Source organism: Neobacillus pocheonensis, from assembly GCF_050477905.1.
GTDB lineage: Bacteria > Bacillota > Bacilli > Bacillales > Cytobacillaceae > Neobacillus > Neobacillus pocheonensis_A.
Genome location: NZ_JBCNAD010000020.1, coordinates 52,055 through 66,567, shown reverse-complemented (window position 1 = coordinate 66,567; position 14,513 = coordinate 52,055). Strand labels below are relative to the sequence as shown.

Below are 14,513 nucleotides of genomic sequence, written 5' to 3'. Positions count from 1 at the left end.
CTATAAAATTATTAATCTTTTACATCAGATTTAAAGCCAGTTCTGTGACAGTATTCACAATATACATCTGTTGGTGCTTTAGTTGTAGTTGAGCCTGGTATTGGCTTTGTGCGATCGTGACAGACGAAGCATTCTGCTTTTTGATCCGCTGTTTGGGCTTTCGAAGCGTGGGCAGTCAGCCATTGGTCGCTCTTCAGGTGTCCTGGTGGACGGTTACCGTGACAAGCGCTACAGAATTTATTGATTCGTGATTGGTCCTTTACGACAGTAATGTTAGGTTTATATTGGGTTTTTGATTCTTTCATCTTAAGTAGTGAGATAATGTCTTCTTTAGGAATTTCTCTGATCCATTTGGAATCCTGGTGACAGTTCACACATTTATCTAACTGGTTAATGGCGGTACTTCCGTGTTTTTGATTCCATTCAGCTGTTTTATGTGTTTTTGGAACTTTGACTTTCTTATGGCAGGTTCCACATTCCATTGAAATCTTCACGTCTTTTTGTTGCTTGCCGATTGCTTGTAAAATGATATCCTGTGTTTTTTTCTCATGGTCCGCTACAACCGCTTCTGTATTTCCGCCTTCAGCTGTAGTTTCGGTTGTTGCTTCTGTTGTCGCTTCGGTTGAAGTACCTTTTGTTGCTTCTTTTTGTTGCTCTTCCAGCTTTTTCTCAACTTCTTCTGGATTTGGCGGAACGATGTAAGCTGTTTCTTTCCAAGGCTTTTCACCGTTGTTAACTTTGTCATGGCAGTCTATACAGGTTCCCATGTTTGGTCTTAAGTATTTTTCTTCCATTAATTTTTCGGCACTCGCTTTGTTCCACTTGCCGCGAACTTCTTCGGTGTTGATGCCACGAGTTGCCATCTTGGCATGTACTACACCAGCGTGACAGGTAACACAAGGAATATCTTTTTCAATATGACCTTTATGGTTAACCTTTAAATCCCCTGATGCCGTTACTAGACGGTTCTTGGAGTGACATTGTAAGCAGTTTTCATTTGAAACTGCTTCTTCTTCATGTTGTACAATCTGTTTCGGTACACCCGTTACGTGGTAGTACACTTCCTTCATTGATTTCATTTTGTGCGTGATCATATTGGTGAATCCTGGTTTTATATGGCACTGTACACAGGAAATCTGGTTGTGTGCGCTGGCTGTGAATGTTGAATACTCTGGTGCCATTTCATGACAGCTGGAACAGAATGAAGGTGAATTTGTGAAGGATAGGACACCGTATCCTCCTCCAAAAATAACAATACATCCGATCAGTGAAACGAATAATAATTTCCACCTGTTCACCGGATTCTTCCAATCTATACTTCTGAACTTTTGCCAGAGTTTGCGTATAGGGCCAATCTTTTTTTTGTCTTCTCTAGTTTCGGGATCTGTCTCTTTATTTTTTTTCCCCCAAAAGGCCACTTTACTCACCCTTCCCATCTAGGATTATTTGTCTATTTATTTTCCATATTAACCTCTCTAAAGGTAGTATCTAACATTGCGAAAGTATAATCCAATGTACAATTTGTGAATATTTTTTCATACTGTTCGAATTGCTTTTTATCTCTAAAAACACTGTTAATATGTTGTTTTGAAAGGGATATTTAGCACTATATAAATAGTGTTATTGCGTATAAAAATACACAATGAATCTAGTTTATACATGTTTTTTATTATTTTCTTATGTTTTGACATTGTTAACGTTTAATCACTCATAAAATGCCATCAGTTTGCCATATATGACGAAAAATCGAACAAATTATAATGGCTAATTTGGAGTCTTGAATTTCGAGGTATATAATAGTAGATTGACAATATTTGCTTCTATACCTACATTGTTGTCACTGTATAGAGGAAATGGTAAGATGAAAAGGGAAATTATCGAAAAAGTTTGATATGATTTACTTTAAAAATGGTTTTTTGAGTCTCGATAAAAAGGAGCGTTCATCACATGATGGGGATTTTAAATAAAGTTTTTGATTTAAACAAGCGCGAACTCAAGCGTTTGGATAAACTCGCAACGCAAATTGACGCACTAGCAGCTGAAACAGAAAAGCTGACCGATGATCAACTTCGGGAAAAAACAGAGGAATTCAAAGCCCGTTATCAAAACGGCGAATCCCTTGATGATCTGCTTGTCGAAGCCTTTGCAGTTGTTCGTGAAGGTGCTCGCCGCGTGCTTGGCCTATATCCATACCACGTTCAGCTAATGGGTGGTATTTCCCTTCATGAAGGGAACATTTCGGAGATGAAGACCGGGGAAGGTAAAACATTAACAGCGACTATGCCAGTTTATTTAAATGCACTTTCAGGTAAAGGTGTTCATGTTGTTACGGTCAATGAATACTTGGCAAGCCGTGACGCGTCCGAAATGGGTCAGCTCTATCAATTTTTAGGCTTAACAGTGGGTCTCAACCTGAACAGCATGGATAAAGATGAAAAACAGGCTGCCTATGCTTGTGATATCACATATGGTACAAATAACGAATTCGGATTCGACTACCTGCGTGACAACATGGTCCTTTATAAAGAGCAAAAGGTTCAAAAGCCGCTTTTCTATGCCGTCATTGACGAGGTTGACTCGATTTTAATCGACGAAGCTCGTACACCATTAATTATCTCAGGCTCAGCGCAAAAATCAGCTGTCCTATATATTCAAGCCAATGCCTTTGTTCGCATGCTGACTAAAGATACAGACTTTACGTATGATGAAAAAACGAAGGGCGTTATGCTGACAGAAGAAGGAATCAGCAAAGCCGAAAAAGCATTCGGCATTGAAAACCTCTTTGATATGTCGCACGTTACCTTAAACCATCATATTAATCAGGCCCTAAAAGCAAATGTGAGTATGCACCTTGATGTGGACTATGTCGTGCAGGATGGAGAAATTGTTATCGTTGACCAGTTCACTGGTCGTTTAATGAAGGGCCGTCGTTACAGTGAAGGTTTACACCAAGCAATTGAGGCAAAAGAAGGTCTCGAAGTCCAAAACGAAAGTATGACAATGGCGACAATTACGTTCCAAAACTACTTCCGTATGTATGAAAAACTGGCTGGTATGACTGGTACGGCCAAAACGGAAGAAGAAGAATTCCGTAACATTTATAACATGAACGTTATCGTCATCCCAACTAATAAACCAATTGCCCGTGATGACCGTCCGGATTTAATTTATTCTTCCATGGAAGGCAAGTTCCGTGCCGTTGTCGAGGATATCGCCGAGCGCCACAAACAAGGACAGCCTGTTCTTGTCGGTACGGTTGCGATTGAAACTTCTGAACTGATTTCAAGGCTATTATTGAAAAAAGGCATTCGCCACAATGTTTTGAACGCGAAAAACCATGAGCGTGAAGCTGAAATTATCGCGGAAGCCGGTCATAGTGGAGCGGTTACGATTGCCACTAACATGGCTGGTCGTGGTACAGACATTAAACTTGGCGAAGGGGTTATTGCTCTTGGCGGACTTGCCGTTATTGGTACCGAGCGTCACGAAAGCCGTCGTATCGATAATCAGCTGCGTGGACGTTCTGGCCGTCAAGGAGATCCAGGTATTACGCAGTTCTACTTATCAATGGAAGACGAATTGATGCGCCGCTTTGGTTCTGACAATATGAAGGCGATGATGGAACGTCTCGGTATGGACGATACCCAGCCAATTCAAAGTAAAATGGTATCACGTGCCGTAGAATCTGCCCAGAAACGTGTCGAAGGCAACAACTTCGATGCCCGTAAGCAGCTATTACAATATGACGATGTTCTTCGTCAGCAACGTGAAATTATTTACACTCAGCGTGACGAAGTGTTAGAATCTGAAAACCTTCGTGACATTGTTCATAAGATGATTCAAAGCACGATTCAGCGTTCGGTCGATGCTCATGCATCTATTCATGAGGATGAAGAAGAATGGAATCTTCAAGGCATTGTTGATTATGTCCATGCCAACCTGCTGCATGAAGGCGATATCACATTAGAGGATTTAAAAGAAAAAGACCCAGACGAAATGGTCGATGCTATTTATGCTAAAGTGAAAGAGCGCTACGATGAAAAAGAACAAATTCTTTTCCCTGAGCAAATGCGCGAGTTTGAAAAAGTAGTCACACTGCGTGCAGTAGATTCCAAATGGATTGATCACATTGATGCAATGGACCAACTCCGTCAAGGAATTCACTTACGTGCATACGGTCAAATTGATCCGCTTCGAGAATACCAGCATGAAGGCTTCGCAATGTTTGAAACGATGATTCAATCGATCGAAGAAGAAGCAGCAATGTATATAATGAAGGCGGAGATTCGCAACAACCTTGAGCGCCAAGAAGTAGCCAAAGGCCAAGCCGTGAATCCAAAGGAAGACGGCGAAGCAGTTAAGAAAAAGCCGAAAGTAAACGAAATGACCATCGGTCGTAACGATCCATGTTTCTGCGGAAGTGGTATAAAATATAAGAACTGTCACGGTGCGGGGAAATAATAAGATTCTACATGAAGAGCCAGCGATTAATGCGCCGGCTCTCTTTTTGTGGATTTGTAGATAAGTGATGTGAATTTGTAGACAACTAACTGAATTTTGTGGATATTCAATAAAGAATTGCGGTTATCCACATGGGGATAACTTTTTATAGAGGAATTCTCTTATTTTTTAGATCCTTTTTTTGAAGTTCATTGGGATTTCCTGCCGCAAATAAAAACAAAAAGTGCGCCCAAGTAGGCAGCACCCCTGTCTAATTCATTAATGTTTACTGTTACCGTTACCTTCTCCATGTTGCTTTTCTTCATTATTCTGCTTTTTTTCTTCAACCTTTTTAGCGGCTGCTTGTGGCTTTGATTGAGCTTTAGTTGCCTTCTGTTGCACTCTTTGTGCTGCATCCTTCTGCTTTTCTACCGCATTATTTGCCACTTTGGTAGTTTCTACTACTGCTTGCTGTTCATTAGCTAGTTCCTGCGCAGCCTGCGTTGTTGTTTCCTGCTCCACTTTCTCTACTTCCGCTGCAGCTTCTTCGTGCTTCTGCTTTTGCTTTTTTTCAAGTTTATTTTTTGCATGAGTCGCTTTGTCCTCGGATATATCTCCACTAGCCACTTTTTCTTCGATTTTGCTCATTTTTTCGGCAAATTTCGCATCTTTCTCTTCAAGCTTGGCTGCCTTCTTTTCTAACTTAGCAAATGACTTTTGAATATTTTTCATGATGGCTTGCTGGGCAGTTGGGTTTTTCACGTGTGCTAATGCTGCACATAAAGCATCGATGTTATGCGCAAGCTTGCTTTGTACTGCTACTTCATCACTTTGAGTGTCATCAGAAGAAACATCTTCTGTGGCAGGTAAATTTTCACTAGATTGCTCCTGTGTTGCGATTGCTTCTTTTAAAAGTGACGCAGCCTCTTCAGTTTTTCCGTCTTTAAATAAGACATTGGCCTCAGCAATCCGTTCAGCTGCAAATTCCGCTAAAAGTTTTGCTTCTTTATAATCATCTACCGTGAAGGCAAGACGAATTTTTTCAGTCATTGTTTTTACAAAATAGAAGAAGTCTCCAGGAACTAAAGAAGGGGCTTCTACTTTATCTGTTTGTACAGCAGCATCAGTATCTGCTTGTTCTGTTTCAGTTTTTTCTACTTCATCAGTGTCTGCTTGCTCCACTTCTTCTGTGTCACCAGCAACTTCATCCTGTATAGTAGTATCTTCAGCAGTTGTTTCTGTTTGTTCTCCACTATTTTCGACTTGATCGGATGTTTCCACTGTTTGATCTGCTCCATTTTGAGCTTGGTCGGTTGTTACCGCAGATTCGGTTGATGAATCGGAGCCATCTCCATTTGCGAATGCACTGCCTGCACCTATTGAAAAAATTAGTGACGAAGCTACCATACCGCTTGTAAGTAAATGTGTCATTTTTTTAGTTTTCATGTCTGTTTTTGCCCCCATTATTGGTTTTCTATTAAAACATACGTCCGATGGAATCTCTTTATGGTGGTGGCTATCTAAAATATTTTTTCCATTTTAGTAGATTACGAAAAATTGCAATCTCTTTATATTGAATATTTAATAAGGCAAAAAAACGCCGCCCCCAATATTAAGAGCAGCGTTCTTCCATTATTTTTAATGTGCTTCAATCAAGCCGTAACGGCCGTCTTTACGCTTGTAAACTACGTTTGTACGGTTAGTATCTGAGTTAGTGAATACGTAGAAGCTATGTCCTAACATATTCATCTGCAGGATGGCTTCTTCACTATCCATCGGTTTAAGATCAAATCGTTTTGTACGAACTAATTCTAGATCATCTTCATCAAAATCAACAACTTCGGTATTTTCTGAAGTTGCAAAGGTAATTGGAAAATCACCTTTTTCACGGAATTTACGGTTAACTTTTGTTTTGTGCTTGCGGATTTGGCGCTCAAGCTTGTCTAAAATTAAATCAATTCCAGCGTACATATCTACATTTGTTTCTTCAGCACGTAAAACTAGATGCGGCAGCGGAATGGTAACCTCTACCTTAGAAGTTTTATCCTGATTGAATCTAAGATTCACATTTACTTTTGCGTCAGGTGCTTCTGTAAAATAGCGCTCCAATTTAGAAATCTTCTTTTCAACATACTCTCTAATTGCTGGAGTAACCTCAATGTTTTCGCCACGAACGTTATATTTCATGTGGACTCCTCCTTTAGTTAAGGCTATGTAATAACATTTCTATTCTACCCTATGATAATCCTGCTAAATCAGAACAATAATTTTGTCGAATTATTGACAAAAACAACAGGTAAATAGTGACAACGTTTAACTCAGCCATTGACTTTAATAGGGAAAATTCACTAAAATGAATTGTTATTCAACTTTATTCTAATTGTTTATGGGTAGAGTTTCCACTAAAACACTCAAGAAATAGGGAATGTATTAGATAATAATTTTTTTGGATGAATGCTCATTTAATTTATATCTACCTTGCAACTGTGAGCGACTGGATGCTTGTTGCGCCCGCACTTTTTAAAAGTTTGGCTGCATGCCTCAAGGTAGAACCCGTTGTATAGATATCATCAATCAGAATAATACTTTTGCCTTGTAAATTCATGTCAGGATTTATCTTAAATACTTGAGGTAGATGGATTCGTTCTAGCCTCGATTTTTTAGATTGTTTTTCTGAATGGATTCGGCTTAGGATGTCTACTGGAGTTAAGCCAGATTCCATAATTAGCGCCTTTGCTTGATTAAACCCGCGCTCAAATAGGCGCTCTTCACTTAACGGAATCGGAACAATCAGATCCGGTTTCATTTTTGCAAGCTCTTCTTTAAATAGTCCTACGAATACCTTCGCTAATGCGTAGTCTCCGCGGAATTTAAACTTCGCGAGTACTTCCTTTAAAAAGTCATTATAGAGAAAAAGAGCGTTGTTTTTCTCAAGAAATCCTTGCCACTCAGGGTCCTCCTCCCAGCGCTTACAATCATAGCACAAATCGCCATGACGAAATTTTTCATCTAGCATTTTAAAGGGCCTGTTACACATTCCGCAGGTTTCTCCTTCTATTTTCTCCAACTTGCTTTCACATGTTGTGCAAGTAGACTGCTCTCTTTCGGCTGAAATCAAAGCCCTCCAGCCCATGCTTGGACGGATTGGTTCGTGGCATATTAAACACCTGTTTTGTAGGAATAAATCCATTCTTCTCATCCTTTTTGATGATCGATTAGTCCCCTTTTTACGCCTTCTCGATTCATCGCTACGATTTGTTTCCTTGCTTTTAGCATCTCTTCGGTTTTTCCGTAATGAAAAAAGGTTACCACCCCGTCTGGATGGTCTTTGCTCCGCCCTGCTCTGCCGGCAATTTGCACGAGCGCACTCTCTGTAAAAATATTTTCCTCGGCACCGATGACCGCAACGTCGATATTTGGAAAGGTTACGCCGCGTTCCAGTATGGTTGTAGTGAGGAGAAGCGGAATTTCCTTTGCTCGCATTTTTTGAACCTTTTCTTTTCGGTCTGGATCCTCTGCATGGACAGCTTCCAATTTCGGGGCATCCTGTCGTAGGATGGGAAGTGCTTTTTCCATTAACGGGATGTGCGGAAAAAAGAGTAAGGCTTGCTTGTTTGCTTGGATTCTTTCTTTAACCCAGCGGTGAACATTTGGCGGCAGTTTATTTTTGTGAAGCTGCTTTTGCCAATTGCCGCACCATTTAAATTCCGGTACTGGGAGTGGATGGCGGTGAAAACGGGCCGGTATGGTCGTATAGGGCCTTTTTCCGGTGCGGCATTCTCGCTGCCATTTATCAGAGGGCGTGGCGGTCAGATAAATCATCGCTGAGATTGGTTTCCGCGCCTGAATCGCAGCATATTGAAGCGATTCCTCTACGGTATAAGGAAAAGCATCGACTTCATCTAAGATAATCGCATCGAAAGCATGATAAAATCGGAGCAGCTGGTGGGTCGTTGCAATCGTGAGAGGCGCAAAAAGGTGTCGGTCCTCGCTGCCGCCGTATAAGGATGCGATATTGATGGTGGGAAATGCCGATTTTAGTCGCGGTGTGAGTTCGAGAACCACGTCCGTTCTTGGTGTCGCGATGCAGATTCTTTTTTGGTCGGTTAAGGCCGATTCTATCCCAGGGAACAGTACTTCTGTTTTGCCTGCTCCGCAAACCGCCCAAACTAAATGCTCTTTATTTTGGTTGATTGCCCGGACAACCTGTTCGGATGCGACATGTTGCCCCTCTGATAGTGTCCCTCTCCACGCCATGATTTCGGTTGGAAGTGTGGTTTCTGGCACAGTTCCGTTCCAGCCAAGCAGGGGCGTGCATTCGCTGATTCGCCCCATCATGATGCAATGGCGACAATAAAGGCAGTTTTCGCCACACCTTTGGCACGGGTAGGTGGAAAACCATTGAGGGTCCTTGTTTCCGCAACGGGCACAGCTGGGCTTTTTTCCATGGTATTTGATTCCCGGGCGGTATGTAATATATCCATTTTCGTAATGTGAGTGAATTTCTTTGAGGGTAAATGGGATATCTTCAGGAAGGAGCTGCTTACCGGCTAGAAGTGTTTGCAGGGCTGGGTTGTAATGGAAGTTAGGATTCAGATGAGGTTGTGGGAGTGTTGGGATTTGCGAGATCCGGACCGATTCTTCATGTGGGAATTTTACTGGGACTAATTGTTGGTTTTTTATGATAAAGCGCATGGGGAATCTCCTTTGGGGTGAAGTGGTATAGACGGTTTTTGGTTGTGCCGGTGGTTGGTAGGTGCAAATTATAAAGATGTTTTTGGGCAATATCCTTGGTGGAGATATGGAAAAAACTTCGAAATTCGGAACTAGAAATGAAGGGTTTGATTAAATAGAAATAGTCATTGAGGGCTTCGGATAGTGCATCTTTCGAGGTGGTTTTACAGAATTGACACCACCATTTTCCCTTCTTGTAAATCATCGGTATATAGAAGCAACTAGGGCAATGAACACCACTCCGAAGGTCATCCACCGAAATATTGTGCTCTTTTAAAATATTTATTTGTTTTGGGCTATGTTGACTTAGAAGTAATTCTACTAGTCTATTAATGGTCTGATTATCTACTCTTACTTGATTATATCTGTGTTCTAGGCTTTCTATTTTATTAAAAATGTCTCTTCCTTTACATATTTTGCTAAAAATTGACTTTATCACCAGGATTTGCTTTCAAAATTGTTTTTACACTCTTAAAAAATATGAGGTATTCCATTGGTAGTAAATTAAAACCATTTTTGGCAAGCCATCTTCCTAAAAGAGATTGAAGCCTTTTACATTGAACTCGAGGATCCTCAAATGATTCTTCCGTTCCATCATCATTTATACGTAGAAGCTGTTTGAATACATTATCAAAGATCAAGGTACCATTAATATTTTTTGCTTCAATGATGAGGATAAAGTATTGAGATATGAGAAGTGTGTCAATTTGAAAGTGAATATCGTTATGCTTTAGTTGAAGATCGTGGAAAATGTAGTATTTTTCTTGAGGAAGTTCTTTTATATAGTTGGCTAACGCAACTTCGCCCCAATATCCAGCCCATCTTTTAGCGAGGTCCTTTTGGATTTCCAGATGTTTAAAATGGTCAATTCTGAGCCTTCTTTTCAATACTTCGGTTAATATGAGTCTTAATGGAACGGTAAGGTCTTTCATTATCAATAGAATCGTCACTCCTTTTTCTTTTTTGGAAAATTTCTCTACTTACATTATAATTTCCTGCCTGTTTTTGTCGAAAAAACAGGGTTACTTTGAATATTTTGTGTCAAAAGATGGGAGCTATGGTTTTTTCCTTTTGTTTGTTGAAACTGATTTCGCGGAAAACAGAGTTTATTTCGCGGACTTTCGAATTTATTTCGCGGATTCACGAGCTTATTTCGCCGATTTACTAACTTATTTCGCTTACTTTTCAATTAATTTCGCAAACCCTCTCAAAACCCTCATTTAAGTTACCTTTTTTATGACTGATCCAGCCATAGTTTCTACTAAATTTCAGAATTGGTTCAACTCCGGAGGGATTTCGCCGATTTGGGTTATTATTTCGCAGACTATCGATTTTATTTCGCAGATATACGAGTTTATTTCGCCGATTTACTAACCTATTTCGCTTAAATTTCAATTTATTTCGCAAGCCGCTCCCCTCACATGACTTCCCATAATCATGTAATTTAACCACCACACTAACTTTCATGCACCAACTACAAATAAAAAACCATTCCAGCCCAAATAGCCGGAATGGCAGCTAACTTATAGTTTTTTCATCCACCCCAAGCCCATGGCTCCTTCGCCGAGGTGGGTACCGATGACTGCGCCGAAATAACTTATTGAGAATTCGACGTTAGGATATAACTTGGCCAGCTCCTCTCGCCATTCCTCAGCTTCCTGTTCGCGATTGGCGTGTATGATGACAGCCCGCCAATCACCACCGCTTAAAGCATCTTCTTCAAGCAAATCGACAATTCGTTTCATGGCTTTTCGTCGGGTGCGAATTTTTTCAAACGGGACAATGACCTTGTCCACAAAATGTAATAGTGGTTTAACCTGCAACAGGCTGCCGATAAAGGCTTGGGCACTTGAGAGGCGACCGCCGCGGTGTAAATGCGCCAGATCATCGACCATGAAGTAAGCGCGGGCAGACTTTTTCAATTCCTCCAGCCGAAACATAATCGCCTCAGCATCCTCACCATCAGAAGCAAGTCCCGCAGCTTCCAAAGCATAAAAACCCTGAACCATACAACTGATTTCCGAATCAAATGGATAAACTTTGATGCCCTCAACCATCGTACCAGCCGTTACGGCGCCTTGGTAGGTGCCGCTGATACCACTCGACAAATGAATACTCAAAACTGCTTCGTAACCTTCAGAAGCCAGCCGCTCAAACAGTTCAACAAACTGCCCTATCGGCGGTTGAGAGGTTGTTGGCAACGCCTTAACCTTGACCTCTTCAAAAAACTCACTCCACGTAATATCTATTTCTTCCTGATAAACTTCATTCCCGAAAATGACATTTAACGGGATCATATGTATATTGCATTTTTCTCGCAATTCTTTCGAGATGTATGCGGTGCTATCCGTGACAACTGCCGTTTTCATATATGTCTACCATCCTTGTCCATTAACTACAGTATGACTATTTTATATGAAAATCCTAAAAAAAGCATTATAAAAAGAGCATGCCCTACTCGAGCATGCCCCGTAACAAACATTAACGTACTTCCACCCAGCCATTTTTGATCGCAACAACGACTGCTTGTGTACGGTCGTTGACGTTCATTTTTTGCAAAATGTTAGATACATGGTTTTTAACGGTTTTTTCACTGATAAATAAGGCTTCACCGATTCCGCGGTTGCTTTTTCCATCCGCCAGCATTTGCAGCACTTCGCATTCGCGGCGTGTCAGCAAGTGCAATGGACGACGAATTTCGACTGTTTGTACATAAGAACCAGCTCGAACAACACCAGCAGCTAGTTTACGATATTCATTGACCAGATTATGAGTCACCTTAGGATGCAAGTAAGAGCCCCCATCGGCCACAACGCGTACTGCTTCAATTAGGGCATCAGCGTCCATCTCTTTTAAAAGATAGCCGCATGCACCTGTTTGCAATGCGTGGGTTACATAGTTTTCGTCATCATGAATCGATAAAATGATTACCTTTGTTTCTGGGAATTTCTCACATAATTCACGTGTCGCTTCGACACCGTTCTTTTCCGGCATATTGATATCCATGATGACAACATCAGGACGATATTCTTGCACAAGGTTTAACGCTTCAGTGCCGTCGTCGCCTTCAGCCACGACTTGGAATGATTTTTCAAATTCTAATATTCTTTTAACGCCTTCTCTGAATAGTTGGTGATCGTCAATAATGACAATTTTAGTAGTCATTTGCTACGCCCCCTCATTTAGTTGATTAATGGAACACTGATCAATACATCTGTTCCCTTGCCAATTTTTGAATCAAATGTAATTTCGCCATCAAGCAGGTCGACCCGTTCTCTCATCCCAATCATTCCAAAAGACTCTGGCTTCTTATGGTTAATGTCAAAGCCCACGCCATTGTCCTTAATCAAAACGGAAATTGATGAATTGGTTATTTCTAGTCTGACTCTAATTTCACAGGCATTCGCGTGCTTAAGCGCATTTTGCACTGATTCCTGAATCATCCGAAACAATGCGACTTCATACTTAGTCGGCAGCCTTCGCTCTAGGCCGATATTCTCAAAATTAATTTTCGAGTGGTTATGATATTCTTCGATGGTACGTAAATATTTTCTGAGGGTAGGAACGAGACCTAAATCATCCAATGCCATAGGACGTAAGTCGTAAATAATTCGGCGGACCTCATATAGAGCCGATCGAACCATTTTTTTAAAGCTATCAATTTCTGAAAATGCTTCTTCCACACCTTTATCCCGATAGACGCGTTCGATTAAATCGGAACGAACAATAACGTTGGCCAGCATTTGCGCCGGACCATCATGAATCTCTCGTGATAAGCGTTTTCGCTCTTCTTCCTGGGCCTCAATAATTTTCAATCCAAAGTCCTGTTTGGCTTTGGCATTCTCTAGAACCTCGCCAACCTGTTTTAGATCACTTTGCAAATAATTCATCACAACGGAAATTTGCGAAATAAGCTGGTCAGCGCGATCAATCGTGTCAACCAACCCAATTAGTCTTCGTTCGAGATCATCGCGTTTATCCAAGAGCTGCTTTTTATATTGCCAATTAATGGATAGATCCATTTGCAGCTGATGGGCTTTTTCGTAAGCATTTCGGACCTCTTCCTCTGAATATTTTTTAATATTCATACTCACTTCAGACAGCATGACCCGCGCTTGGTGGACTTGTTTTTCAAGCTGATCACCTTCATCATTGAGCTTGACCATCATTTGTTTGATATTGTCTAACTCCGTCGTCATGTTGTCGTAATCTTGACGGCATTTTTCACTAATGCGGAAAATATCAGTTTTACTGCATGTAACCGTCTCAATCATTTCTTCGCGAATTTCATCAATAGATTTGGTATCAATTTGCTTAATTTTCATTTTTGATTCCTCCAGGGACCTTGTTTTTTCCCTTTAGGCCTTCTAACATATTTTATCTTTAGATGTATCTATTTGCTATTTTGAAGGCACTATTTTAAGACTACACCCTCAAAGTTCAGTAAAAGGTAGTATAATGTTAATATTATTCTACTACTTTTATACTATTAACACATTTATTATCACTGAACTATGATTATTATATCATTCGAACTTTACTACCATATTAAAGGTATATTACAACAATATTTTTTTATTAAGAAAGGAGTACATCATGCTACCTAGTTATTTTACAGTAAAAGAAACAGGAGAACACGAAATTGTCATTCAAAAATCCCGGTTTATTGCTCATATTAAGAGAGTAGAAACGGAACAGGAGGCCCAGGAATTTATTCAAGTCATTAAGAAAAAGCATTGGGACGCCACCCACAATTGTTCTGCCTATCTGATTGGCGAGCAGGATCAGATTCAAAAAGCCAATGATGACGGTGAACCAAGTGGGACTGCCGGAGTTCCTATCCTAGAAGTTTTGAAAAAAAGGAAACTAAAGGATAGTGCCGTGGTTGTGACCCGGTATTTTGGCGGAATCAAATTAGGTGCCGGAGGCCTCATCCGTGCATATGGTAAAGCAACCTCAGAAGGTCTTGATGCTGTCGGAATTGTCGAAAGAAAACTTATGCAAGTTATCCATGTGAAAATTGATTACACCTGGCTCGGCAAACTAGAAAAGGAAATTCGCGCATCGTCTTATCAAATGAAAGAAATCCATTACTTAGATAACGTCATTATTGATACTTATGTTGAGAAAAGCCATGTTGATACCTTTCAAGACTGGATGGTCGATCTCACAAACGGCCAGTGCTCCATCGTGCAAGGAGAAACTGTCTATCTTGAGGAAGATTATAATAGGTCTTGAGAGGGAATACAATTGGGAAATTTATCGTAGGTTGAAAAAAGAATATTGAAACTTCCTTGATTGGATAAAAGAATAAAAAAATGCTCAATCTAAGTTAAGTA

11 protein-coding genes are annotated in these 14,513 nt (G+C 40.5%); 2 read left to right on the top strand and 9 right to left on the bottom strand.

Annotated features, from left to right (window positions below):
* Positions 1–11: 11 nt before the first annotated feature.
* Complete coding sequence (locus ABES02_RS10440; protein ID WP_430133917.1) at positions 12–1,298, bottom strand: cytochrome c3 family protein; 1,287 nt, start codon at positions 1,296–1,298, stop codon at positions 12–14.
* Between the two features lie 649 nt (positions 1,299–1,947).
* Here ABES02_RS10440 and secA point away from each other — a divergent pair.
* A complete protein-coding gene (secA, locus tag ABES02_RS10435) occupies positions 1,948–4,461 on the top strand; it encodes a preprotein translocase subunit SecA (protein WP_430133914.1) in 2,514 nt (837 codons plus the stop codon).
* Between the two features lie 258 nt (positions 4,462–4,719).
* Here secA and ABES02_RS10430 read toward each other — a convergent pair whose 3' ends face one another.
* The 8 genes from ABES02_RS10430 to ABES02_RS10395 all read right to left on the bottom strand — a co-directional run bounded on the left by ABES02_RS10430 (position 4,720) and on the right by ABES02_RS10395 (position 13,499).
* Complete coding sequence (locus tag ABES02_RS10430) at positions 4,720–5,886, bottom strand: DUF5667 domain-containing protein (protein ID WP_430133912.1); 1,167 nt, start codon at positions 5,884–5,886, stop codon at positions 4,720–4,722.
* A gap of 192 nt (positions 5,887–6,078) precedes the next feature.
* Positions 6,079–6,627 (bottom strand): ribosome hibernation-promoting factor, HPF/YfiA family, encoded by a 549-nt coding sequence (gene hpf / locus ABES02_RS10425; protein ID WP_430133909.1) that lies wholly within the window; start codon positions 6,625–6,627, stop codon positions 6,079–6,081.
* Between the two features lie 286 nt (positions 6,628–6,913).
* Complete coding sequence (locus ABES02_RS10420; RefSeq protein ID WP_430133906.1) at positions 6,914–7,630, bottom strand: ComF family protein; 717 nt, start codon at positions 7,628–7,630, stop codon at positions 6,914–6,916.
* 5 nt (positions 7,631–7,635) lie between these two features.
* A complete protein-coding gene (locus tag ABES02_RS10415; protein WP_430133903.1) occupies positions 7,636–9,135 on the bottom strand; it encodes a DEAD/DEAH box helicase in 1,500 nt (499 codons plus the stop codon).
* Positions 9,136–9,593: 458 nt separating this feature from the next.
* Entirely contained in the window at positions 9,594–10,106 is a 513-nt protein-coding gene (locus tag ABES02_RS10410) for a nuclease-related domain-containing protein (RefSeq protein ID WP_430134906.1), read from the bottom strand.
* 591 nt (positions 10,107–10,697) lie between these two features.
* Positions 10,698–11,543, bottom strand: coding sequence for a DegV family protein (locus tag ABES02_RS10405; protein ID WP_430133900.1), 846 nt, complete (start codon positions 11,541–11,543; stop codon positions 10,698–10,700).
* 112 nt (positions 11,544–11,655) lie between these two features.
* A complete protein-coding gene (locus ABES02_RS10400; RefSeq protein ID WP_430133897.1) occupies positions 11,656–12,339 on the bottom strand; it encodes a response regulator in 684 nt (227 codons plus the stop codon).
* Between the two features lie 17 nt (positions 12,340–12,356).
* Positions 12,357–13,499, bottom strand: a complete 1,143-nt coding sequence (locus ABES02_RS10395; RefSeq protein WP_430133895.1) for a sensor histidine kinase — start codon at positions 13,497–13,499, stop codon at positions 12,357–12,359.
* A gap of 271 nt (positions 13,500–13,770) precedes the next feature.
* On the opposite strand from ABES02_RS10395, the gene ABES02_RS10390 reads away from it, so the two are divergent.
* Positions 13,771–14,412 (top strand): YigZ family protein, encoded by a 642-nt coding sequence (locus tag ABES02_RS10390; protein WP_430133893.1) that lies wholly within the window; start codon positions 13,771–13,773, stop codon positions 14,410–14,412.
* Positions 14,413–14,513: the final 101 nt, after the last annotated feature.